This is a genomic window from Thermoanaerobacterium thermosulfurigenes, assembly GCF_051201035.1.
Taxonomy (GTDB): domain Bacteria; phylum Bacillota; class Thermoanaerobacteria; order Thermoanaerobacterales; family Thermoanaerobacteraceae; genus Thermoanaerobacterium; species Thermoanaerobacterium thermosulfurigenes.
In genome coordinates this window covers 1,322-26,978 of record NZ_JBPODR010000019.1, presented here as the reverse complement: position 1 = coordinate 26,978, position 25,657 = coordinate 1,322, and the positions used below count along the sequence as shown (strand labels likewise).

Here is a 25,657-nt window from a genome sequence, read left to right as displayed (position 1 = left end):
TATTTATAATATAATGGAGAAAGGATGATGTACATGGAAAAGATACAACCAGTAAATGGGAACGCACTTATAAGGCTTGAAGAAGCTGAAGGTGACAAAAAAGTTGGCGGCATAATAATACCAAGAAACGCACAAGAAAAGCTTCATGAAGGAATTGTGGAAGGCCTTGCAGCCGGTGCCACAGACGAGATATCAATAGGCGATAGAATCATATACAAAGAATTTTCTGGCACGAAGATAAAGCACGGTGATACCGAGTATTTGATAATTCCTGTTGACGATATAATAGCTAAATACGTGGATGTAGATGAAATATAACCGAGAGTAAATCTCGGTTTTTTTGTTATCTAATGAGGTTTTGATAATTTGCATAATATGGAAGTATATTAAAGCCAAAATTTGAAAATATATTTATTGATTTTTTTTAATATTAGGGTATAATTAAAGCATGGAAGTAATCCCATTAAAATAGTAGGAATTAAAAAGGGAGTGTAAATATGAAGGATAATTTGTTAGAAATAAAAAATGTCAAGGCAGAAGTGGACGGCAAAGAGATATTAAAAGGACTTAATTTTACTATAAAAAGAGGAGAAATACACGCTATTATGGGCCCTAATGGCAGTGGAAAGAGTACCCTCTGTAATGTAATAATGGGAAATCCACATTACACAGTTACAGACGGTGAAATACTTTTTGAAGGGGAAAATATCGTAAACCTCAAAGTAAACGAAAGGGCGAAGAAAGGCATATTTTTATCGTTCCAATCTCCTGAGGAAATCCCGGGGATTACGGTAGATAATTTCATAAGGACTTCTTTAAATGCAGTTACAAACAAAAACATGCCTATGCTACAATTTGCAAAAAGCATGAAGGAAAAGATGGATATGCTGGACATGAAGCAGGAGTATAGGACGAGATACTTAAACGTAGGTTTTTCTGGCGGAGAAAAGAAGAAAAGCGAGATCTTGCAGATGGCTATGTTAAATCCGAAGCTTGTCATGTTGGATGAAATAGATTCAGGTCTTGACATAGATGCTTTAAGGATTGTTGCTGAGACAGTCAGGAAATTGAAGACAGAAGATATGTCAATACTAATTATAACCCATTACAATAGGATATTGGATTACTTGGAGCCAGACGTAATATCTGTGCTGGCACATGGAAGGATTGTCAAAGAAGGAGACAAAAATCTGGCAAAGGAGCTGGAGAAGACAGGATACGAGTCTATACTTGACGAAGTTCTGTCATAAAGGGGTGAATCAGATGAAAAAGACCATTGTAAATGATATAGATTTTTCCAGATACAACATAAAAAATGAAGTCAGGTATTCGTACAAGACGGAAAAGGGGCTTTCTAAAAAGATCGTTGAGGAGATATCCGAAAGAAAAAATGAGCCTAAATGGATGAGAGATTTTCGCTTAAAATCTCTTGAAATATACGAAAGCAAGCCAATGCCTACATGGGGTGTAGATTTAAGCCAGCTTGACATAAACTCCATTGTAGCATACTTAAGCCCTGACGCTAAATTGAAAAATTCATGGGATGAAGTGCCTGAAGACATACGAAACACATTTGAGAAGCTTGGCATTCCTGAGGCAGAGAAAAAGGCTTTATCTGGCGTAGGTGCTCAGTACGATTCGGAAGTAGTTTACCACAGCATAAAAGACAATCTTGCAAAACAAGGCGTAATATTTGAAGACATGGACACGGCTTTGAAAAAATACCCTGACGTAATTAAAGAGTACTTTATGACGAAAAATGTTACGCCAAATGACCACAAATTTGCAGCGCTACACGGAGCCATATGGAGTGGTGGCACATTTGTATATGTGCCTGAAAATGTGAAAGTAGAAGTTCCGCTTCAGGCATATTTCAGGATGAATGCACCGGGAACAGGGCAGTTTGAGCACACGCTTATAATAGCCGATAGAGGCAGCGAAGTTAGATTCATAGAAGGTTGTTCGGCACCACAGTATGCAGTATCCAATTTACACGCAGGTTGTGTGGAACTTTTTGTAAAAGAAGGAGCAAGGCTTATCTACTCTACTATAGAAAATTGGAGCAAAAATACCTACAACTTGAATACAAAGAGAGCTTTAGTCGATAAAGATGGTGTCATAGAGTGGATATCTGGCTCATTTGGAAGCCACAAGACGATGCTTTATCCGGCATCTGTATTAAGAGGCAAAGGAGCTAAATCTGAATACACTGGTGTCACATTTGCTGCAAAAGGGCAGCATCTTGATACGGGCTCAAAAATGATACATTTAGCACCATATACATCATCGAAAGTATTGGCAAAAAGCATATCCAAAGACGGGGGAATCACAAATTACAGAGGACTCTTGAGGATAGGTCCTAATGCAGAAGGTGCAAAAGCATCTGTACAATGCGAAGGTCTTATGATAGACGAAATATCAAGATCAGATACAATGCCTATAATAGAGGTTTTAAACGATAATGTTGACATAGGGCATGAAGCAAAGGTAGGAAGAATCAGCGACGAGCAGATATTTTACTTAATGACAAGAGGATTAAGTGAAGATGAAGCAAGGTCCATGATCGTAAGAGGATTCGTAGAGCCTGTAGCAAAATCACTTCCGCTTGAGTACGCCGTTGAGCTTAATCGCCTTATAAAACTTGAGCTTGAAGGAACTATAGGGTAAAGGAGATGTTTCTATGATTAAGTTATTAGATTACAATACAATACAAGATATCATTAGGGAAGGCGGAAGTGGAGAGAAAGAGCTTAGAGTAAAAGGTTACGAGGTATTTTCAAAAGTGCCAATGCCTATGTGGAAAAGAGTGAAGATAGATGATGTCCATCTTCCATACTATAAAGAGTATAAAAGTGCAGTCATTGATAATGATGCCCAAGAAGGACTTGTGGTAAATCCTTTGACAAAAGCTTTTGCAGATGATGATTTAAACGCAATAAAATCTGTATTGGCGCGTAATTTTGGCGTGGATGAAAAGTTTAAGAATATGGTTTTGGCATTTTACAATACAGGCTTTAGCGTAAGAGCTCTGCCAAATTCAAATGTTAAGCTACCCGTTACAATAAACTATAGAGCAGTTGGCGATGATGACACTATAATAGATTTAAACCTCATTATTGCAGAGAGACTATCAAACTTGACAGTTGTTTTTGATTTAGCTTCTGACAAGAGAAGCTTTCACAATGGATTTACAGCCGTCATAGCGAAAGATGGAGCAAGCGTAAATATAGTGAAGATTCAAAGGTTCAGTGATGATTCATCGAATTTTGACAATAATATAATAATAACAGGGAATGATGCAACAGTAAAATGGACGCAAATCGATTTAGGCTCAAAAGTAAATGCCTATGATGTGACTGCAGAATTAGAAGGAACTGGTAGCAGCGCTTACTTTAGCTCTATATTCTTAGGAGCTTACGATCAGAGTCATGATATGTCTTACAGGGTTAATCATATAGGGATGAGGACAGAAAGCAGTGTTGATGTAAAAGGCGCATTGAAAGATAAATCAAAGGCGGTTTTTAGAGGCAACTTAGACATGAAGAGGGGTGCAAGAAAGGCAAAGGGCAATGAAAGCGAAGTTGTCCTTTTGCTGGATAAGACAGTAAGATCTGACGCTATACCTGCTTTATGGTGTTCTGAAGATGATGTGCAGGCAAACCATTCTGCCAGTGCGGGGCAAATTGATGAAAACAAGCTTTTCTACATGATGTCAAGAGGTTTAAGCATGGAAGAAGCAAAGCTTTTGATGGTGGAAGCAAGCTTTAACCCAGTAATTGATACATTGCCAAGTGATGCTCTTAAAGAGACAGTTAAAAGTCACATTGGAAGGAGGATTTCTGGTTGATGCTGGATGTTTTAAAGATAAAAGAAGATTTTCCTGTATTAAAGACAGCTCCACACGGGAAAAAGCTCATATATTTTGACAATGCAGCTACGACTCAAAAGCCAACGTATGTGATTGATGCGCTATCTAAGTATTACAAAGAGTACAATGCAAATGTGTATAGAAGTCCTCATTATCTAAGCGCATTGTCAACAGAGGCCTACGAGGAGGCAAGGGATGCTGTAAGAAGGTTTATAAATGCCAAATCATCTGAGTCAATAGTGTTTACGCGAAATGCCACAGAGTCTATAAACCTTGTGGCATATACATGGGGCCTTAAGCATATTGGTGAAGGTGATGTGATAGTATTGACGATAGCCGAGCATCACAGCAACATCCTTCCATGGCAGATGGTGGCGGAGAAAAAAGGTGCAAAGCTTAAATACGTCCACCTTGATGAAAATTCCAGGCTTGACTTAGACGAGTTTAAAAGCATTTTGAAAGATGAAAAAGTTAAACTTGTCGCTTTACAACATTCGTCAAATGTCTTAGGCATCATAAACCCTGTCTATGAAATTGTTAATTTATCGCATGAAAATGGTGCTAAAGTATTGATAGATGGTGCACAAAGCATACCAAATATGAAGATAGATGTAGAAAAGCTTGGATGTGACTTCTATGCATTTTCAGGCCATAAGATGATGGGCCCTATGGGTATAGGTGTCCTGTATATAAAGGAAGATCTTCTGGATGACATTCCTCCGTTTTTAAGCGGTGGAGAGATGATAGACGAGGTTTTTGAGGATCATTATACATTTGCACCATCACCACTTAAATTTGAAGCAGGTACGCCAAATGTTGAAGGTGCTTACGGCCTTATGAAGGCTATAGAGTACGTAGAGAAAATAGGCCTTGACAATATTTTAAAGCATGAGCAAGAGATTACGGAATATGCTTTAGAGAAATTGTCTAAGATAGACTACGTAAAACTGTACGGACCTAAAGATGCAAAAGATAGGACAGGTATAATATCATTCAATGTGGAAAACGTCCATCCACATGATGTAGCCACGATACTTGATCAGGATGGCATAGCAGTAAGAAGTGGTCATCACTGCTGTCAGCCTCTCATGAGGTACTTAGGTGTTCCTGCAACTGTGAGGGCAAGTTTCTACGTTTACAACGACAAAAGCGAAGTAGATGCTTTTGTAGATGGATTAAAAGATGTCAGGAAGTGGTTTAGATGAGCGATTTAAATCAGCTTTACTCAGAGATAATAATGGAGCACTACGAAAACTCCCCTAATAAAAGGGAGATAGAAAACCCTACCATAAAAGAAAGAGGCCACAATCCTCTCTGCGGTGATGACATAACATTGGAGCTTAAGATGAACGGCGATGTGATCGAAGATGCCTCATTTGTAGGTCATGGCTGTGCCATAAGCCAAGCTTCTACATCCATGATGTGTGATCTTATAAAAGGGAAAGACAAAAAAGAAGCTTTAAAGCTGGTGGAGAAATTTATAGACATGATACACAAAAAAGATGTGGATATAGACGACCTTGGCGATGCACAAGTCTTGCAAGGAGTGTCAGACTTCCCAGCGAGGGTAAAATGTGCTTTGCTGGCATGGAAGACACTTGAAAAGATAATATAACTATAAGCGCTTTAACTTACGTTAAGGCGTTTTTTTTTATTTTTTAAGCAGGAAAATTTTGATTTGTGTAGAAATATCTATATAAATGTCATATTTAGCCTACCTATCAGGATTGTCATTTCTTTTAGTCTATATCCTTTGATAATTATAAAAGAGGTCATGATAAAATGAGAAAAATGCTTTTAGTGTTTTCACACCAATTGACAAAAGACCAAATGGAAGATGCTTTTCACACTTATGGTGTCGGTGAATTTACATATCTTCCAGATGACCTTAAAAAAGTATGGGCATCTATACCGCCTGAAGCAGAGTCTATACGCTTTTGTGTAGAAAAGATTGCTGAGTGGATAAAGCAAAATTCCAGAAAAGGTGATTATGTCCTTTTACAAGGGGATTTTGGAGCTACATTTTTATTGGTAGATTTTTGCTTTGAAAGCGGATTGATACCTGTATATTCTACGACTGCAAGAGATGCGGACGAAAGGACATTTACTGACGGTACTGTAAAAGTGCATAGGACATTTAAACATGTAAGATTTAGAAAATATGAGAGGTGGAAGTGATGGCGACAAAGTTTTTTTCATTTTTAGGTACAGGCAAATATGCTGAATGCAATTATTCGCTGGATGACGTAAAAATCGACGCGATTTGCTATGTTCAAGAAGCGCTTATAGATATCTTTTTAAAAAAAGGCATCAAAATAGATGGCATTTACATCTTCAAGACAAAAGAAGCGACTACAGCTAATTGGATTTCAAATGCAAAGCATCCTGAGAAAAGTGGGCTTTCTGGTGTGCTTAAAAAGTATGAAGGCATAGTAGATACTATAGAAGCCGTAGATATTCCATCTGGGGAAATAGAAGAAGAACTTTGGGATATATTTGACAAAGTATTAGGAAAGATAAACTACAAAGATGAGATAATCTTTGACATAACGCATTCATTTAGATCACTGCCTGTCTTAGCACTTATAATATTGAATTATGCAAAATTTGTAAAGAAATGCGAAATAAAAGGAATGTACTACGGAGCTGTAGAAGCTCTCGGAGTCCCATCAAACGAAATTGAAGACAGACTAAAATTAGAAGATAGGAATGCGCCTATATTCAATCTCACTCCTTTTATCAACCTTCTTGATTGGACAGTTGGAATTGACCGCTTCATAGAGGACGGCGACTCAAGGTACATAAGTAAGCTTATAGAGCGTGGGAAAGGCGAGCTTTTAAAAAAGGGTATGAAAGATGACAAGAATATATTAGAGAAGGTTGGTAAATCGATACAGAATTACACAAACAATGTGGCAGTTTGTAGAGGTAAATTGGTATCAAGCGATGGAATAGAGCTTAAGGAAAAGATAGACTTCGCTTATAACATATCAGAAAAAAGCTACATAAAACCTATGACACCGCTTATAGAGAACATAAAAAATCACTTTGATAATTTTACTGATGATGAAGACAAAAACATGATACAGGGGGTGAAATGGTGCAGAGACCACAATATGATACAGCAAGGGCTTACGATACTGGAGGAAGGCATAATAACATATTTCTGCAACAAGTTTAGAGTCGACAAATGTAATAAAGAAATCAGAACTGCTATAGGACAAGCATTTTACATAAAGATGAAAAATGCTCCCAAGGATGAATGGAAAGATGAAGCAAGACTTCATGAAGATATTGTAAATAAAATATTAGAGCGAGAAGATAGTGAGAAATTGGCTAAATTGATTTACGATATAAAAAATGTCAGAAATGACATAAATCATGCTGGATGGAGAGTCGGCAGCATACCTTATGAAACTTTTGTAAAAAAACTTAATACCTTTATAGATGATGTAGAAAAAATTATAGAGTGAGGTGATAACGTGTACATAGATTTTGCAGATGAGAAAGTTAGACATGAGAAACTTCCCAGTGGATATATAAGCTGGGTAGACATTGTTACTGGCACAAATTACTGTATGAAGATGGATGAGTACGAAAAGAAAGTTAAAAAGATAGCTCACGATATATCCATGATGGATAGTGACGAAATATACGAGTACTTAAAAAACGATGTAGACGAAATACCGTACATTAGGCCATACATTGAAAAAAAAGATGTTAAGGCGCCTTCTTTAAAAGATGCTGCAACATTGGCTGTTTGCTTTGCATATGCCATGGACAATTCAAATGATGTAAGGCTCGAGATGTATCATCACTTTTTTGAGATAGAAAAATCTCAAAGAGAAAGCATAAATACCGCATTAAAAATGGTAGACATGCTTGCCCTTGGGGAAAAATTTGAAGATTCCATCAGAAATGCAGATATAAAGATAGTAAAAGGCGGTGTATACAAGACAAAAAAGTATATCGTTGAGAACAATGATATAAAGTGCTTGAGAGGTTCTAGCTATCTTTTAGATAACATAAACAGAGTAAGGATACCTGGCTACTTTAAAGAGAAGTTTATACCAGAGGCCGTTATATACTGCGGTGGGGGAAATGTCTTTGCAGTAGTTCCTGACAATGATGCTGATATAGAGCATGATTTAGAAAGACTTTATGAAGATGTGACGATAACAGCTCAAAGCGCCTTTATATCGCACAAAACAACATTAAAAGATTTGATTAACGATTATAAGGAAGTCATAAGAGATTGCGAAGAAATGCTGGAAGATAGGAAAAAGTTAAAGCTGTACTTAAATGTTGATCCTAATTATGGCGATGTAAACAAAGGAATAGAAGACAAAGACATGGTGATAGATGAGATAACCCACAAACCGATAGAAAGCAAATCTAAATCAATATGTAAATTCTGTAATTTGAGAGATGCACACTATACAATTCAGACAAGTGAAGGGGAGAAAGGAGTATGCTTAAGCTGCCTTCACAAAATTGAAGCTGGGACTTACGCCAAAGGTGGATTTCATGAGGAGTTTCAGAGAATACATTTAAAAAATTTTGGCGAGAAACAATACGGTGGAAAAAAGGTACAAGGATTAGACGAGATTGGGGCCTTTAAAAACAATGGATACATGGCATTAATATACGGTGATGGCAATAATTTTGGAAACATAATAAAGAACATAAAAAATGTGTATGAGATGATGTATTTCAGCAGAAAAGCGGAAAGTTCTGCCTTTAAAGCGACATTGGAGGCTATACGTAAAGGGTATGAGGTAGAAGGAGAGGAGATTCCATTTGAAGTTATTGAGCTTGGAGGCGATGATATATTCATAATAACCCCTGCAAAATCCAGTTTGATAATGGCGTCAAAGCTTATTGAAACATTTGACAAAGAATTTCAAAACAAGTCTGACATTGATAAAAGTGCAAATGTGACAATGTCGATTGGCGTCGCAATAAGCAAATATTCCACACCTATACGGAATATGTTTGAATTGGCCAATAAGCTTTTGAAAAAAGCTAAATCATATTCGAAAAAGATGGACAACAAAATTGGGACTGTTTCATTTGCAGTTTTAGAAAGCAATATGTATTTGGAATTGAATAGGGATAAAGGCAGCAATTATGACTTTATACATCAAGGCATTTTAAATTACACGTGGAGTGACATGACTAAGCTTATAAACTTGATACTGAAAATGAAAGAAAGCAAAAAGATTATGAAAAACCACATATACAAACTTAGGGATGCTGCAAGCATGATGTTGCCATTGGAGTTTAAGCTTTTCTACATGTACGACAGGTCAAGGTCAAATATGGAAGATATTGAAAAAGGACTTGTGGAGATTGCCAATGGCTGTTTTGAAGAGGGTCTTTTTAGGCTTTCAGGTGAAAATGGCATGGAATATCACTCACCGTGGTATGACATTACCGAGATTTGGGATTATATATAGGATTGAGGTGATATTTTGAAAAAGAGATTTGATATAGTCGTAAAATTAAAATCTCCAATGTGCATTGCTACAGGCAATAGCATTGGTAGTCTTGTAGATAAATACTTTGTAAAAGATAGAAGTGGAAAACCTTATATACCTGCATCCACAATAAAGGGAATCATGAGGCAAAACTTCATGTCTTTAATCGATGAAGAGCATCATGACGATATGAAGTGCATATGTCCTGTATGCAAGGTTTTTGGTTCACCTGGTTATAACCCATCTAAATTATATATAGATGACTTATTATTAGATGATGATGTGACTAACATTGGCATTAGAACTGTAAGGCATTCAACGTCTGTTGATAGGTATAGAAAAGTGGCAAAAGACAATTCTCTAAATTCAATGGAAGTATACGAAGGCGGTACATTCAAAGGGACAATGGACTTATACTTGGATGAAAGTACAGAGAAATATGAAGAACTCATTTTGATATCTTTAAAAATGATAGAAAGCATTGGGGCAGGTAAAAGCAGAGGATATGGATGGGTCCATGTTGATGTTAAGGAGGGGGATGAATGATAAAGGTAAAGCTAAACCTGATTTCACCTCTTATAGTAGGTGGTAGAAATTTGGTAGGAAATTTTTTAACTACTAAAGATTACATACCAGGCGACGTTATAAGGGCAGCTATTGCAAGAGAGATTTTGAGAAATTGTCTACTGTACGATGTAGATAAACCAGATAAAGATGGCAGGTACAACTGGATATACATAAGAGATGACGAAAAATGCAGCAGATGTAAGTATAAAGATTGGTGTAGGAATTTTAGCAATATAAGATTTTACAACTTCTATTATGATGGTGCAAGGCCGTTTCCGCTTTCTGCAATGAAATGCAAGTATCACAATGACCATGGTCTTGTAGATGTGCTCTTTAATAAAGAGAGTGAATGTCCAATATGCAAAGGGAGAATAGAGTTTGCTACAGGGTATTATAAAGATGGGAAAATGGTAGATGTTCCTAAAAGACTTTTTACAAGAACAGCCATAGATCCGTATACAAAGACAGCAAGAGATGGAGGACTGTACAGTATATTAGCAATAGAGGAAGGTCTAACATTTGAAGGGTATGTAGATGGAATAGATGAACTTGAAGAATTTAAAATGCTTAGGATTGGCGCAGATACTTCAAGTGGATTCGGCAAATGCGAGATCGAAATATGCAGTGAAGGTGCAAGGAATGAAGTTGATTTGATAGAAAGAATCGAAAAGTTAAATAAAATTGTTGGCAAAAGGCAGTACGGTGGTAAGACATATAAGTCGCTTATAACACTTGATTTTTATTCAGACATGATACCTGATATAGACTATAATATTCCTTTAAAGACGACAGATGATTACAAAGAATTGTGGAAGAAAATATTAAATCTTGGATTTCAATATGACGTGATAAAAGTTTACTCAGAAAGCAATATATACAGAGGTTATGATACATCAAAACAAATGGACGATATGAGGGAAAAACCATCAGTTTATATAGAGAAAGGTTCTGTTGTTTTGATTGGCACAGATGAAGATATTGATGATATCAAAGACAAGCTGTATTTTATGGAGAAGTCAGGTATCGGCCAAAATACCATAAATGGATATGGGTATGTGAAGATTTGCGATGAAATACATTTGAATGGGGGTAATTAGACAATGAATATAAGTAAAGAGTTAAAACAAAAGCTAATTGAGTATTCAGACGAAATAGCGTCAAAAAAAGACTTTCTATCAATTCACACAAATGATGAAAAAGGTAGAGAAAAAGACAAGATTGGCATATCCCAATACAGGACATTAGCTGAGATTGCCTCAAATATTGATTCTTATGATGAATTTGAACTTTACATAAAGTACAAGGAATCAAAGCGCAATGGCTGGGATAACATCTTTGATGGCATGAAGTATGGAGACAAGATAATAGAATACATGAGGAAAATAAAAAATGATGCAACTGAAGATATTTTGCCAAAGGCTTTAAGCCTATTTTTTGGGTATTTGTACTGGCAATCATCCTACAGAGTAAAGCCAATAAGAACTGATGCAAGTCAAAATAACACTGGATTTGGAAAACAAAACAACAATTCGAAAAATGGAAATAAATACTATAACAGCAATAAGAGGTGATGTAGATGTTTGATAAATTTGAAAATAGGTATATTGTGAAAGGTACAATTGTAGCTTTAAAGCCTATTCACATAGGTAAAGGGCAAGAAAGCATGGATCCGACTGAAGTTGATTCACCAGTAATAAAAGATGAAAATGGGCGACCTTTAATACCTGGCTCAAGTTTAAAAGGTGTCCTTAGAAGCTTTGTTGAAAGAGTCCTTTCAAGTGGCGCTTTTGAAGGTTATAGGTCATGTCTAATAGTTAATGATGAACCTTGTGTAAATGGTGATTATGTTAAAAAGTTAAAAGATAAGTACGACAAAGATTATAAAAAAATTGCTGAAGAAATATATGAAAGGTCGTGCAATGTTTGCAGACTGTTTGGCTCAAACAATTTAGCAGCAAAACTTACTATAAAAGATTTAAACTCGATAGATGAAAAGACTTTTTTTGACATGAGGGATGGCGTTGGGATAGACAGAGATACAGGCACTGCAAAAGATGGAAAGAAGTACAATTACGAGATCACTCCATCAGGTACGAAGTTCGAGCTTTATATGACAGGGGATAATTTGGATGACGACGATTTAGAGCTTTTAAAACTTTGCCTAAATGTGCTTAAAAATGGGCAGATATCAGTAGGAGGAATGACAAGCAGAGGTTTAGGAACTATTAAGCTTATTGACGAGAAAATATACAAAGTCGATAAATCCAATCTAAAAGAGTACGTATCTAATGGTTTAAGTGAAGAAATGAGGTGGAATGATGTTTAAAGAACTGCACAATGAAGGATATCTTAAATTTTATTTAAAGACCATGAGCCCTCTTTCAATAAAAGCGGCTGACAACAATGATTTTGATCCGACGGTGCCTGACAACAAATTTTTAAGGTCTTATAAAGATGGTAAGTTAACGGTAGTAATGCCTGGCAGCAGTATAAAAGGTGTATTTAGAAGTAGGGCAGAGAAAAAGTTAAAAGGCTGTGATATATTTGGATCTGAATATTGCGGAAAGAAGCTTAGTAGCAGTATGGATGGAAAAGAGCGGTACAAAGAAAGCTGTCCTGCATGTAAAATGTTTGGCAATACTGCTTTAAAGAGCCGAATTCTATTTAAAGATGCTTATCCAATAGGGGAAATTAAGATGGGCAAGAGAAAGAATGTAGCCATTGATAGGATAACAGGGGCATCGAAAAGAAATGCGTTATTTGAGCCTGAAGTTGTAGAAGATGGCACATTTGAATGCGAAATAAAAATGGAGAATGTGTTTAATTGGCAGATTAAAGTGCTTACGGAAATATTAGATGAAATCGACGATGGGTATGTGGTCTTTGGAGGTATAACATCAAGGGGGTTTGGTCGTATGGCTGTACAAAATGTTCAGTTTACAATGAGATACTACGATAGAAAAAATATATCGGGTTATGATGATTATGGATTTTACATAGAAAGAAAGTTTGACAGGGAAATGTTAAGAGAAAAGTTGTCCAAGTTGGCATTGGATGATGAGTGTTTTGGGAAGGTGGAGTTTGATGAAACCTTATAACTTCGTGCCTATATTAGGTGCTAAAAAATACGTAAAATCGCATGAATTAAAAAGTGGAAAGGTTAGAGTAAGTATCGAAGTTGTGACGCCAGTCCACATATTTTCAGGATATTACAATGAAAACGGCAGTACTGTGTATAGAGAATTTGCGAAATACAATGGCAAATACATAATACCTGGTTCATCTTTGAAAGGATGTGCAAGGGCCATAGCTGAGAGCGTATCAAGAAGCTGTATAAGCACAAAACAAGACATACGCAAGATTGGAAAAGATATAAAGGACCAAAATGACTGCATAATATGCGATATGTTTGGCTCATTAGGCAAGAAAAGTAGATTGCGGTTTACTGATTTGGTACTTGTGAAAAATAGTGGCGTAGATATAATAAATATCCCAGCATTTTACGAACCAAAGCCAGAGAACAAGAACTATTATGATGCCGATGGAAAATTTAAGGGTGTAAAATTTTACAACCATGGAGATGTGAATATAATGGAAAAAGGCACAATACCTTGTGAATTTGTGATGCCGGGCAGTATATTTGAGGGGGACGTGTTTTTTGATGATTTAGACGATAATGAATTAGATCTCTTGTGCTTTTCATTAGGATTGAGTGGTGATATATACCTTAAATTAGGTTATGGCAAACCTGCTTATTACGGCTCTGTAAAGGTGAAATCAATAGATGATGATATTGATGCATTGAAAAGAGCTAATAGGTATGGGGAAAATGATGGCGATGTGGCTAAGAATGTGAAAAGATTGAAAGAGCTGCTTTCATGGGACAAAAGACACACAAAGAGTGTATGGCATACTGTAAACAATCAAAGAGGATATTGAAGGCGGTGATAATGTGAAAGATGGTCTCTATGATATGGCAGTAAATATGGGGCAATATTTCGTAAAAAATAAATTGACAAATATATTAGACGTTGTCATAAACCTCTTTGAAAGTGCAAGAAAAACAAGTGCTAATGAAAATGAAGCAAAAACAAAATTTTTTAGCATGCTTAATCTTATAAATAAAGAGCCTTTTATGTTAGGCGGCGGGAAGCCATATAAAGAAGCTTTTAAAAAGTTTGTAGAAGGGTATTTATCCATTTTCAAAAACGCAGAGTGTCGCAATAGAGATTTTGCAAGGCTTACTACAGATGAAATGCTTTATGTTTTGTGCTGGGCTAATAGATATGTAAAGTCATTTGAGCATAGCAAAAGATCTTCTTAAAAAGCGGTATTATCCGCTTATTATTTTTTTTTAAAAATTTTCCATAACTTTAGCAGGAAAATAGAGGATTTTGGAGAATATATTACATTGGAAAAATTTTTAATGCGTATGTGGCGTGGAAATTCTTTCTGAAAATGAGGGGGTAACAAGTGATGAGGGTGGTACTGGAGTTCAGCGGTGACAAAGAGTTACGCCTGCCTATACAGTACAATCACATAGTGCAGGGATTTATATACAACAGTATGACAGATGGAGATTTCAGCGCATTTATGCACGATGAAGGTTTCAAATACGGGAAAAGGCAGTTTAAATTATTTACGTATTCAAGGCTTGAAGGAGAATTTAGACTTCTAAAAAGAGAGGACAAGATATTGCTAAAGCCGCCATTTAAGCTTACTGTATCTTCTCCCATTGACGAGTTTATATACGACATTTCACAAAACATATTTAAAAAAGACTATTGCGTATTCAACAACCAAACATTTAAGCTTAATTCAATAAACATCGAAAATCCACCTGTATTTAGAGAAAAGGCAAGAATAAAGTTTTTGTCGCCTGTTGTCACATACTCTACAATCGAAGACAAGGGAGTAAGGTATACTTATTACTACTCACCTTGGCATGAAAACTTTTCTGATATTTTGCTAAAGAACTTATTGAAAAAATATGAAGTGATTTACGGCGAGGAGGTAGAAGATCCATATTTTAAACTATACCCTATTGGCGACGAAAATATGAAATATCAAAAAGTCATGAAGTACAAAAATACAGTCATAAAAGGCTGGATGGGAATATATGATGTGGAGTGTAGTCCGGATCTTTTGAAGGTTGCTTACTACTCAGGACTTGGGGCCAAAAACTCTCAAGGCTTTGGTTGCTTTGAGATATTGTAAAAGGGGTGCGCAAAATGCTGGATGCTGTGAAGGACATAGGTGAGATGTCTATAAGTGCTGGAAGGAAGAGCCTTTTAGATGTTCTTATAGAGGATCCAAATCAAAATGGTTCGTATAAAAACGTCATAGCCATTAATTTTACAGTAGATGGCGATGACGTAAAGTACAAAGATGTGACGATAGAGGAGACAGACAGCCAAAAAATATCAAGGTACTTGTACTCAAGCGCTGGTGGCAATGGTCCTGGTTATATGCCTGTCGCAAAGATTACAGAGCCTGACAAGACATTTAACGGTAAGATTCTAAGTTGGTTTAAAATCCTTAGCAAAAAAGGATTAAACATCGATGAAGATGAAAGGCGATTTCTTGAAAATTTGAACAGCGCTATTCAAGAAAATAGAGATGAGATATTAGAAGAAATCGTGAAGTTTATCAAACAATCTTCTAAAAAGGATAAGTTTGTGCTCATGCTGAAATTCGTAGAAGGCAGTACATACAAGTACATTGGCGATATGCCGCTATTTAGAAAACTCCTCGTAGATACAGACAATGAAAAATACAATAAACTTTCAGCAAATGATAAAGTGTGTTCAATATGTGGTGAAAAGAAAAATTTGGTGTTTGGCAAGGTTGACACGTACGCATTCTACACGATTGATAAAACAGGATACATAGTCGGAGGGTTTGACGAGAAAAAATCGTGGAGAAACTTCCCTGTGTGTCCAGACTGCAGATTAAAGCTTGAAGAAGGCAAGAAGTACATAGAAAACAATTTGACATTTAAGTTTTATGGGCTCAAATATCAACTAATACCCAAATTTTTAATAGGTGAAAGATTTGTAAAAGAGGAAATATTGGACATATTCAAAGAGACAACAAGGCTTGTGTCATTAAAAGAATCAACGAAGAAAAGAGTCATAACAGATGAAGACGATATAATGTATTTTTTGAAAGACGCTGATGACTCAATTTCATTAAATTATCTATTTATAGAAAAGCAAAATTCTGCTGAAAGAATACTGCTTCTTATAGAAGACGTATTTCCATCACATATTAGGGAGATTTTCAAGGCGAAAGACACAGTAGATGGCATTTTTAATGAGAATTTTACTTTCAGAAATATACGCAATTTTTTGTCTAAGTCTGACATGAAGAAGCGAGACAGCGATCTTGACGGTTACTTTTTAGATTTAACAGACAGGATTTTTAGAGGCAGGAAAATTGACATAAACTTGATACTAAAATTTATAATGAAACGGGTAAGAGATGAATTCATTCAGGACAAATACTATCAAAGTGCTATAAAAGACGGAATGATGACAATTAAGTTTTTACAAAATTTAGGATTAGTAGAAATGGAGGTTAAAGCCATGGAGGAAAGACCGTTATCAGATTTCTTTAAAAAGTACGAAGAAAACTTCGAAACGCCTATCAAAAGAGGACTTGTGCTATTAGGTGCTCTTACAGAGTTGCTTCTCAGAAAGCAGTACAAAGATAGAGGTGCAAAGCCTTTCATGAAAAACCTAAAAAGTCTCAAGATGGATGAAAAAGACATAAGAGGGCTTTTGCCAAAAGTTCAGAATAAGCTTGAGGAGTACGATTCATTTGATAAAGGCAAGAGGCTGCTGGCAAAGGAGGTATCAAATTATCTTCTTTTAGCAGGAGATGATTGGCATATGCCAGTAGATGAAATAAACTTCTACTTCGCCTGTGGATTAAATCTTGCAGACGAAATAGCATCAATAATTTATAGCAAAGAGGAGGAACAATGATGAGTAACATTATAAACAACCGCTCAGAGATACTTTTTCTTTATGATGTAAGCTTTGCAAATCCAAACGGAGACCCTGTGGATGAAAATAAGCCAAGGATCGATGAAGAGACAGGTATAAATATAGTGACAGACGTAAGACTTAAAAGAACCATAAGAGATTATTTGGCAGAGTATAAAGGGATGGATGTATTTATCTTGGAGACGAGAGACGAAAGCGGAAAACTGCGGACAAAAGATGATAGAATAAGCGACTTCGGTTCGAATGATGATATCATCAATAAATGCATAGATGTGCGGCTTTTTGGAGCTACAACAGCAGTGAAGGACAAAACTATGACTTTAACAGGTCCCGTTCAGTTTGGATTTGGAAGGTCCCTTCACAAGGTCAATATGACTTACATAAAAGGCACAACCGTAATGCCGTCACAAAGTGGCAACAGTCAAGGAACATTTACAGAGAAGTATATACTTCCATATTCACTTATCTCATTTTATGGCATTGTAAATGAAAATGCAGCTAAAAATCAGAACATACCTCTTACAGATGACGATGTAAATCTGATGTTGGAAGCAATGTGGAATGGCACCAAAAATCTTATGTCCAATTCAAAGATGGGACACATGCCGAGATTTTTGCTTCAGGTAGTCATGAAAGAAAAAAATTATCAGATAGGTGAGTTAAATAAAAGGATAAAATTTGTCCACAATGTAGAAGACGAAGAATTGAGGGACATTAAAGACGGAAAGATCGAGATAAAAGAATTAATCGAAAGCCTTAATGCAAACAAAGGCAAAATAGAAAAGCTAAGATATGCAGTAGATGAAAGGGCAGTTTTTGCAGTAGATGGTGTCGCATGTGATTTTGGTGATGTGGTAAAGGACTTTCCTGTAGAAAAATTAGGCTTTTAAGATAAATTTAGAAAATGTCTCAGGAAAAGATAGTAGCGAAGTTCTTGAGAAAGGAATGTATAGAATGAAATTATTGATATTTGACGTATACGGTGATTTTGGGCATTTTAAGAAGTACTATACCACATCATCGCCTCTTACCTTTTCATTTCCCCCGCCGCCGACTATAAAAGGATTAATAGGTGCGATAGAGGGAATAGGGAAAAAAGATTATTTAAAAGTTCTAAGCTCTGAAAAATGCAAATTGGCGGTGAGAATTCTAAATCCGGTGAAAAAAATCAGGATGGGCCTCAACTTAATAAATACAAAGGATAATTTTTGGATCCCATTTAAAAAGAAAAATCACGAAGCCCGAACGCAGGTAAAGATGGAGCTTTTAAAAGACCCTATGTACAGGATATATTTTCATCACACAGATGAAGATCTTTTTAATGACATAATTGAAAAACTAAAAAATCATCAAAATGTGTACACAGTTTCTTTAGGATTAAGTGAAATGATTGCAGATTATAGATTTGTGGGCGTAAAAGATGCTTTTGAGGAGAAAAATTCAGAGGTTTTTGTATCTTCCGTTTTACCATATAAGTATATTTTGGAAGATAAGATAGTTTTTGAAGATGGTAAAAAATACTTTAAAGAAAAGATTCCTGCCGATATGGATGAAGAAAGAATTGTATTGGATTATGCTGATGTAGTATATGAAGCGAATGGCAAAAGCATAAGATCTTATGTATCAAGTAGTTGGGTGATAGATGATGAACACATCGTGTTTTTCTGAGCTTTATTCACATCCTGATAAATATTTAGAGGAGCATTTGGTAGGATGTGCAGAGCTGGCAGAAAAGTTTTTAGGTGAAGCCAAGGTTAATTTGATGGATGAGGAGTTGTTATCAAGCCTTATCAAGATTGTGGCTTTATGCCATGATCTTGGTAAGTCTACAAGTTTTTTTCAAGAATATTTAACTTCACAAGATGACAATAAGAAAAAAGAGCTAAAATCAAAGAAAGAAACACATCATTCGTTGATTTCGGCGATTATAGCTTATTTTGCTGTAAAGCAGGAGATAAGCGGATTAGACATCGACAATGATACTAAAATATTGCTTCCATTTATATCTTATATAGCTGTGAAAAAGCATCATGGAAATCTAAATGATGTAGTGACAGAAGCTTCTTTAGAAGACAGCGACATAGAAATAATGAAATCTCAACTTCAAAGCATAGACGACATAAAATTTAAGATATTAAGCGATAATTTAAGGAAAGTTGGATTAAACATTGATCTTAATAAGACAACTGTAGCTAATAATATAGAGGATATAAAAAATGAGATGAGAAGCATAAGGTTATATTTAAGGAAGATAAGACAAAAAGAGGATTTGACTTATTATATTCTCATAAACTATGTATTTTCGTTGCTTATAGATGCAGATAAAAGCGAAGTCGTCATTGGAAAGATTTCGTCATCTTATACGGAATTGATGGATGATGCAGTTGATAAATACAAATCAAAGATTAGATACAAAGATAGTAAAATAAATGTATTAAGGGAAAATGCGTATAGAGAAGTAAATGAAAATGAAATAAATGTAGATGAAAGAATTTTATCCATAAACCTTCCTACAGGGCTTGGGAAAACCTTGGCATCTATATCTTTTGCGTTAAAACTGAAAAAGAAGCTTCACGATGTGTATAACAAAAAATTCAGAATTATTTACTCTTTGCCGTATTTAAGTATAATAGAGCAAAATTATCAGGAATTTGAAAAGATATTAAAAACAAACAACATAAATGTTAACACAAGTGTATTACTTAAGCATCATCATCTTTCAGAAGTTAAATACAGTGATGATGAAACAGAATTTGATACAGAAAAGTCAAAAATAATGATTGAAGGTTGGAATTCGGAAATCATAGTTACGACATTTATACAGCTTTTTCATACGTTTTTGTCTAACAGAAACAGTGCATTAAGAAAATTTCACAGAATAGCAAATTCCATAATAATACTTGATGAGGTTCAGTCAATACCATTTTATTACTGGAAGCTTGTGAAAGAAGTCTTAAAAGCAGTTGCATATAAATTGAATTCATACATAATATTTGTTACGGCAACACAGCCTATGATATTTGACGATAATGAAGTTAGGCAGCTTACAGACAAAACAAGGTATTTCAATCAAATGAACAGAGTAGTGATAAAGCCGGTCTTTCAAAAAGACATGCACCTTGATGAGCTAATAGACGTGTTTGACTTAAAAGATGGAAGAAGCTATCTTTTTATACTAAACACCATATCATCAGCGAGACAATTTTATCAATTATTAAAAGAAAAGTTGCCAGATGAAGAAATAATATACATGTCTACCCATGTAATACCGCATGAAAGGCTTGAAAGGATAAATCTTTTAAAGACAAAAAGCATAAAATATGCTGTTACGACGCAACTTGTGGAAGCTGGTGTAGACATAGACTTTGACGTTGTTGTAAGAGATTTGGCACCGATGGATTCTATAAATCAATCAGCAGGTAGATGCAACAGAAATTGGGAGAAAAAAGGAGAAGTATATGTAGTGTCGCTGATTGATGAAAAAAATAGAAAATACGCTTTAAGGATTTACAATAAAGTTATGCTCAATATTACTGAAAGGATATTGTCAGAGTACGAGATAATATCAGAAAAAGATTTTTTAGATATAATAGATCGTTATTATAGAGAGATATCACAAAACCTTTCATCAAAAGAAACAATTGACATTTTAGATGCTGTATTCAAATTAAGGTACGACAGTGATGATGGTATGCCAAGTATAAGCAAATTTAAACTTATTGATGATGAATATTATAAAGTAGATGTGTTTATAGAGTATAACGAAGAAGCAATAGACTTATGGCAAAGGTATATTGACCTTAAAAAAATAAAAAATTTGTTTAAAAGGCGGAGTATATTTGACGAATTTAAAGCTGATTTTTATAAATACGTGATATCAATACCAGAGAAAACAGAAAACATGCCTGCAGAAGTAGAAGGCTTCAAATATGTCAATGCTGCTTCTTTAAAAGATTATTACGATAGTGAAACAGGGTTTAAAACGAGCGATGTATTAAGCATTTGGTGAATGTCGTCGATGTACAATAGTGCAAAAAATGCTGGATATCGACGACACATTGTCATAACGATAAGTTGAGTTTTCGGAAGTTTGTGGTATAATAAAGTCATAAGCTTTACACGAGATAAATTTTATGCAAGATAAGTGTATTGAATTTTCTATGTTCTAACGTGTTTTTAGCCTACCTATAAGGAATTGAAACCAATTATATTGTAATACATTTTATATACATTGTCAAGTTTTTAGCCTACCTATAAGGAATTGAAACTCGGTTAGAAGTTTATTGTCACCTTTAACTTGGCAAGTTTTTAGCCTACCTATAAGGAATTGAAACCTAACAAGAGTAGGATAAATTTTTTTAAATTCTTCCGTTTTTAGCCTACCTATAAGGAATTGAAACTCTTCCCTAAAGCAACAAGATTAGCACCTTGCACTTGTTTTTAGCCTACCTATAAGGAATTGAAACAGCAAAGCAACAAAGAAAAAATAGTAAAAGGTGGTGAGTTTTTAGCCTACCTATAAGGAATTGAAACTTAGGTTGTGTGGTTAAAGTAGGAACTGCTATAGAAGGTTTTTAGCCTACCTATAAGGAATTGAAACAGGCCTTGGACTTAATGTTATAGCAGTTGACAGTGGTTTTTAGCCTACCTATAAGGAATTGAAACAAGATATAATGTTTTTCTTGTACCAATTTGGAGAAGTTTTTAGCCTACCTATAAGGAATTGAAACCTTAAATTGGATAAAAATTTTGGGAGAGTGATCTATGGTTTTTAGCCTACCTATAAGGAATTGAAACCTATGATGTAATAAACCAAACTTACTTTCACCCACTTTGGTTTTTAGCCTACCTATAAGGAATTGAAACTTACATCGAAACAGGAAATGCAGCTGAAGCAGCAAGTTTTTAGCCTACCTATAAGGAATTGAAACAATCCAGTGATCTGAAATTTTCCCCAGGGCTTTGTTTGTTTTTAGCCTACCTATAAGGAATTGAAACAAGTTAAAGGTGACAGTATGATGAACGCAAGAATAATGGTTTTTAGCCTACCTATAAGGAATTGAAACTAATTGACTTCTAAAAAAGGCATAAGCGAATATGTTTGTTTTTAGCCTACCTATAAGGAATTGAAACGAGAAACCATTGAAGAACAAATCCTTTTTTTAAAAAGTTTTTAGCCTACCTATAAGGAATTGAAACCATATTCTGTGCTCCACACTGCTTTCTGCATATCTGGGTTTTTAGCCTACCTATAAGGAATTGAAACAGGTCTGTGTCTGGTCCCGAACAAAGCCCATACACTGTGTTTTTAGCCTACCTATAAGGAATTGAAACATATTAAAAAATCCAGATGATAAAACCAAGCTCCCACGTTTTTAGCCTACCTATAAGGAATTGAAACTACTGTGCGACAAGAATACAATTATAACCCAACTTAGTTTTTAGCCTACCTATAAGGAATTGAAACGCTATATTAGCAGCCGTAGCCGATACGGCAATATTTGTTTTTAGCCTACCTATAAGGAATTGAAACTTTTCAAGTCGTTTCTTTATATCTTTAAGCTCTTTAGTTTTTAGCCTACCTATAAGGAATTGAAACTCAAACAGCACCGTTTATTGCATTACAATTTATGCGTTTTTAGCCTACCTATAAGGAATTGAAACTTGCAAAACTTCAAGGAAGATATTGCAGAAATAAACGTTTTTAGCCTACCTATAAGGAATTGAAACGATATTGAAGTTGGCGATATAGATAAACAGCAACTAACGTTTTTAGCCTACCTATAAGGAATTGAAACGGTAAACTTTCTATATAATCAATTTTTTCATCATCAGTTTTTAGCCTACCTATAAGGAATTGAAACTAGGATATTGCATCCTTTTGTCTATGTGAATGTGTACGTTTTTAGCCTACCTATAAGGAATTGAAACGAGGAATTTAGGAGAAATAAAGAAAGGTTAAAAGAGGAGTTTTTAGCCTACCTATAAGGAATTGAAACTTGGCCAATCGAGCAAGTTGTAGAACATGCAAAAAGGTTTTTAGCCTACCTATAAGGAATTGAAACGGACATAGTAAATGCAGAGATACAAAGGCTTAACGAAGTTTTTAGCCTACCTATAAGGAATTGAAACATTTAAAGAAACTGAAGGATATATAATTTTTAAACATGTTTTTAGCCTACCTATAAGGAATTGAAACATGTTTTGATGTTTGTTCCAATTTGTTATATGCAATGTTTTTAGCCTACCTATAAGGAATTGAAACATATTTGCAGCAAAACAAATACCGTTTTAAAGATTTAGTTTTTAGCCTACCTATAAGGAATTGAAACAATTATCAAAGCCTGATAATGGCTCGCCATTTATGGTTTTTAGCCTACCTATAAGGAATTGAAACCAATTATAGAAGGAGAGCCAATGGAGGAATTTTTTGGTTTTTAGCCTACCTATAAGGAATTGAAACTTTTTATTCTCTCCTTTTTATTATTATTTTTTATTATCGTTTTTAGCCTACCTATAAGGAATTGAAACTTCTCTAAATTAACAATTATCCCGTCAGCATGCATAGTTTTTAGCCTACCTATAAGGAATTGAAACTTATTTATGCAATGATTAAAGATTGTATATCCTTCGTTTTTAGCCTACCTATAAGGAATTGAAACTACAATAAGAATCACCTTCCCAAAACATCATCAATGTTTTTAGCCTACCTATAAGGAATTGAAACCAGTGAAACTATCTACAAGAGTACCATCAATGTATAATGTTTTTAGCCTACCTATAAGGAATTGAAACTAAAATTTGATTTTAAAGTTTATAAGTTCGGATATGTTTTTAGCCTACCTATAAGGAATTGAAACTTCTCTAAATTAACAATTATCCCGTCAGCATGCATAGTTTTTAGCCTACCTATAAGGAATTGAAACGAAGCAAGAGAATTAGACAAAGAACCAGTATCAGTGTTTTTAGCCTACCTATAAGGAATTGAAACTCTAATAGTTCTTCTCTTAGTCCTTCTTCTGATACGTTTTTAGCCTACCTATAAGGAATTGAAACATGTTATATTAGGATCGTTTATGTTTGCTGGTGTAAGTTTTTAGCCTACCTATAAGGAATTGAAACTACCCTCAGTAACCGCTGCAAACACTGCATCAGCAGGTTTTTAGCCTACCTATAAGGAATTGAAACCTACTGCTTTTAGTGGTATGACAGATCAAATTGTTTCGTTTTTAGCCTACCTATAAGGAATTGAAACCCAACAAAGACAGTTTTAACGTCACTTTTGCAAGGCAGTTTTTAGCCTACCTATAAGGAATTGAAACTAGGTTTCCCTGATTTTCTCCAGTTCTCTATCATGGTTTTTAGCCTACCTATAAGGAATTGAAACTATATCTTAAAATAGAAATAAAAAAATAAAGCCCTGTTGTTTTTAGCCTACCTATAAGGAATTGAAACAGAGATGCCATAATTGGAAATGGGTTTGATTCTATAGTTTTTAGCCTACCTATAAGGAATTGAAACCCATAGGCTGCTGGCGTACTTGCACTTGTTGGCATAGTTTTTAGCCTACCTATAAGGAATTGAAACTTTAAAAATAGGCAAAAAAATAAAAGAGGAATTTTATTCGTTTTTAGCCTACCTATAAGGAATTGAAACAAATATACGGATAGCAATGGCGTGTTAACATTCACCCGTTTTTAGCCTACCTATAAGGAATTGAAACTATGTCATAGCATCTTGTATTTCTGAAATAGATGTAAGTTTTTAGCCTACCTATAAGGAATTGAAACATGCAAGGTAATTTTCTTTTTCCGTTCCTCCTAATAACAGTTTTTAGCCTACCTATAAGGAATTGAAACATTGAATCTGATGTACAAAAGAGGAATTCTGCTTTAACGTTTTTAGCCTACCTATAAGGAATTGAAACCAGTATGGGTATATACAAAAATGCCTTAAAAACCTGTTTTTAGCCTACCTATAAGGAATTGAAACCTATGATACCATAGTAAGCTTTCTGAATCGGAGAAGCAGTTTTTAGCCTACCTATAAGGAATTGAAACACACAACACAAGGTAACAGAAAAACAATTGGAAGCTTGTTTTTAGCCTACCTATAAGGAATTGAAACAATATATGCGTATTATCTTTAAATGGTTCAGCGGTATTTGGTTTTTAGCCTACCTATAAGGAATTGAAACTAAAAAGGCATCGAATGGCACATGTAATAGAAGTAGAAGTTTTTAGCCTACCTATAAGGAATTGAAACATTAAAATGCAATATTCGATATATCGACTTGCAAATGTTTTTAGCCTACCTATAAGGAATTGAAACTAAAATTTTTAAAGGCAAGGATAGGTGAAGTCCTTGCCGTTTTTAGCCTACCTATAAGGAATTGAAACTATTGTTTCCGCATTCCACAGAAGAAAGTCATTCATCAGTTTTTAGCCTACCTATAAGGAATTGAAACTAAAGTTTTGGATCAAAAACTTTATATGCTTTTGGGTTTTTAGCCTACCTATAAGGAATTGAAACCACTCCTAAACGTTCTTTAATAACTTTTTCAAAAACAGTTTTTAGCCTACCTATAAGGAATTGAAACCAGTTACTTTTTTCATTTTTTATCAATCCTTTCTTTTGTTTTTAGCCTACCTATAAGGAATTGAAACCAGTTACTTTTTTCATTTTTTATCAATCCTTTCTTTTGTTTTTAGCCTACCTATAAGGAATTGAAA

At 35.0% G+C, this 25,657-nt stretch carries 21 protein-coding genes and 1 CRISPR repeat array; all 21 genes read left to right on the top strand.

Features of this window, described 5'->3' with window-relative positions:
* Positions 1-33: 33 nt before the first annotated feature.
* The 21 genes from HNR52_RS08420 to cas3 all read left to right on the top strand — a co-directional run bounded on the left by HNR52_RS08420 (position 34) and on the right by cas3 (position 20,934).
* Positions 34-318: a co-chaperone GroES gene (locus tag HNR52_RS08420; protein ID WP_435620295.1), complete on the top strand. Its 285-nt coding sequence runs from the start codon at positions 34-36 to the stop codon at positions 316-318.
* A gap of 179 nt (positions 319-497) precedes the next feature.
* Positions 498-1,250: a Fe-S cluster assembly ATPase SufC gene (gene sufC, locus HNR52_RS08415; protein WP_435620294.1), complete on the top strand. Its 753-nt coding sequence runs from the start codon at positions 498-500 to the stop codon at positions 1,248-1,250.
* A 13-nt stretch (positions 1,251-1,263) separates the two neighbouring features.
* The gene (gene sufB / locus HNR52_RS08410; RefSeq protein ID WP_085113405.1) at positions 1,264-2,667 is read left to right on the top strand and encodes a Fe-S cluster assembly protein SufB; all 1,404 of its coding nucleotides are present in this window, start codon (positions 1,264-1,266) and stop codon (positions 2,665-2,667) included.
* Between the two features lie 13 nt (positions 2,668-2,680).
* A complete protein-coding gene (gene sufD / locus HNR52_RS08405; RefSeq protein WP_013789022.1) occupies positions 2,681-3,847 on the top strand; it encodes a Fe-S cluster assembly protein SufD in 1,167 nt (388 codons plus the stop codon).
* Positions 3,847-5,073: a cysteine desulfurase gene (locus HNR52_RS08400; RefSeq protein ID WP_435620307.1), complete on the top strand. Its 1,227-nt coding sequence runs from the start codon at positions 3,847-3,849 to the stop codon at positions 5,071-5,073. Before sufD ends, HNR52_RS08400 begins: the two co-directional genes overlap by 1 nt.
* Complete coding sequence (sufU, locus tag HNR52_RS08395; RefSeq protein WP_435620293.1) at positions 5,070-5,483, top strand: Fe-S cluster assembly sulfur transfer protein SufU; 414 nt, start codon at positions 5,070-5,072, stop codon at positions 5,481-5,483. The genes HNR52_RS08400 and sufU overlap by 4 nt, the downstream gene beginning before the upstream one ends.
* Positions 5,484-5,650: 167 nt before the next feature.
* Positions 5,651-6,046 carry a CRISPR-associated protein Csx20 gene (csx20, locus tag HNR52_RS08390; RefSeq protein WP_435620292.1) on the top strand — a complete coding sequence of 132 codons (396 nt, stop codon included), beginning with the start codon at positions 5,651-5,653 and terminating at the stop codon, positions 6,044-6,046.
* A complete protein-coding gene (gene csx2, locus HNR52_RS08385; protein WP_435620291.1) occupies positions 6,046-7,341 on the top strand; it encodes a TIGR02221 family CRISPR-associated protein in 1,296 nt (431 codons plus the stop codon). The genes csx20 and csx2 overlap by 1 nt, the downstream gene beginning before the upstream one ends.
* Before the next feature lie 9 nt (positions 7,342-7,350).
* On the top strand, positions 7,351-9,327 hold the full coding sequence (locus HNR52_RS08380; RefSeq protein WP_435620290.1) for a Cas10/Cmr2 second palm domain-containing protein: 1,977 nt from the start codon (positions 7,351-7,353) through the stop codon (positions 9,325-9,327).
* Positions 9,328-9,342: 15 nt separating this feature from the next.
* A complete protein-coding gene (locus HNR52_RS08375; protein WP_435620289.1) occupies positions 9,343-9,894 on the top strand; it encodes an RAMP superfamily CRISPR-associated protein in 552 nt (183 codons plus the stop codon).
* Positions 9,891-11,012 (top strand): RAMP superfamily CRISPR-associated protein, encoded by a 1,122-nt coding sequence (locus tag HNR52_RS08370; protein ID WP_435620288.1) that lies wholly within the window; start codon positions 9,891-9,893, stop codon positions 11,010-11,012. The genes HNR52_RS08375 and HNR52_RS08370 overlap by 4 nt, the downstream gene beginning before the upstream one ends.
* 3 nt (positions 11,013-11,015) lie before the next feature.
* A complete protein-coding gene (locus tag HNR52_RS08365) occupies positions 11,016-11,486 on the top strand; it encodes a hypothetical protein (RefSeq protein WP_013789014.1) in 471 nt (156 codons plus the stop codon).
* 5 nt (positions 11,487-11,491) lie between these two features.
* Positions 11,492-12,241: a type III CRISPR-associated RAMP protein Csx7 gene (gene csx7 / locus HNR52_RS08360; RefSeq protein WP_013299035.1), complete on the top strand. Its 750-nt coding sequence runs from the start codon at positions 11,492-11,494 to the stop codon at positions 12,239-12,241.
* A complete protein-coding gene (locus HNR52_RS08355; protein WP_435620287.1) occupies positions 12,234-13,013 on the top strand; it encodes an RAMP superfamily CRISPR-associated protein in 780 nt (259 codons plus the stop codon). Before csx7 ends, HNR52_RS08355 begins: the two co-directional genes overlap by 8 nt.
* Complete coding sequence (locus tag HNR52_RS08350; protein ID WP_435620286.1) at positions 13,000-13,854, top strand: RAMP superfamily CRISPR-associated protein; 855 nt, start codon at positions 13,000-13,002, stop codon at positions 13,852-13,854. The genes HNR52_RS08355 and HNR52_RS08350 overlap by 14 nt, the downstream gene beginning before the upstream one ends.
* A gap of 13 nt (positions 13,855-13,867) precedes the next feature.
* The gene (locus HNR52_RS08345) at positions 13,868-14,239 is read left to right on the top strand and encodes a hypothetical protein (RefSeq protein ID WP_435620285.1); all 372 of its coding nucleotides are present in this window, start codon (positions 13,868-13,870) and stop codon (positions 14,237-14,239) included.
* Between the two features lie 152 nt (positions 14,240-14,391).
* Complete coding sequence (gene cas6 / locus HNR52_RS08340; protein WP_013789009.1) at positions 14,392-15,132, top strand: CRISPR-associated endoribonuclease Cas6; 741 nt, start codon at positions 14,392-14,394, stop codon at positions 15,130-15,132.
* Between the two features lie 14 nt (positions 15,133-15,146).
* A complete protein-coding gene (locus tag HNR52_RS08335; protein WP_435620284.1) occupies positions 15,147-16,904 on the top strand; it encodes a TIGR02556 family CRISPR-associated protein in 1,758 nt (585 codons plus the stop codon).
* Positions 16,904-17,815 carry a type I-B CRISPR-associated protein Cas7/Csh2 gene (gene cas7b, locus HNR52_RS08330; protein WP_435620283.1) on the top strand — a complete coding sequence of 304 codons (912 nt, stop codon included), beginning with the start codon at positions 16,904-16,906 and terminating at the stop codon, positions 17,813-17,815. Before HNR52_RS08335 ends, cas7b begins: the two co-directional genes overlap by 1 nt.
* 64 nt (positions 17,816-17,879) lie before the next feature.
* Positions 17,880-18,593: a type I-B CRISPR-associated protein Cas5b gene (gene cas5b / locus HNR52_RS08325; protein ID WP_435620282.1), complete on the top strand. Its 714-nt coding sequence runs from the start codon at positions 17,880-17,882 to the stop codon at positions 18,591-18,593.
* Positions 18,571-20,934 carry a CRISPR-associated helicase Cas3' gene (gene cas3, locus HNR52_RS08320; RefSeq protein WP_435620281.1) on the top strand — a complete coding sequence of 788 codons (2,364 nt, stop codon included), beginning with the start codon at positions 18,571-18,573 and terminating at the stop codon, positions 20,932-20,934. The genes cas5b and cas3 overlap by 23 nt, the downstream gene beginning before the upstream one ends.
* Positions 20,935-21,097: 163 nt before the next feature.
* A CRISPR array of direct repeats spans positions 21,098-25,591; the repeat unit is 30 nt; unit sequence GTTTTTAGCCTACCTATAAGGAATTGAAAC.
* Positions 25,592-25,657 lie beyond the last annotated feature (66 nt).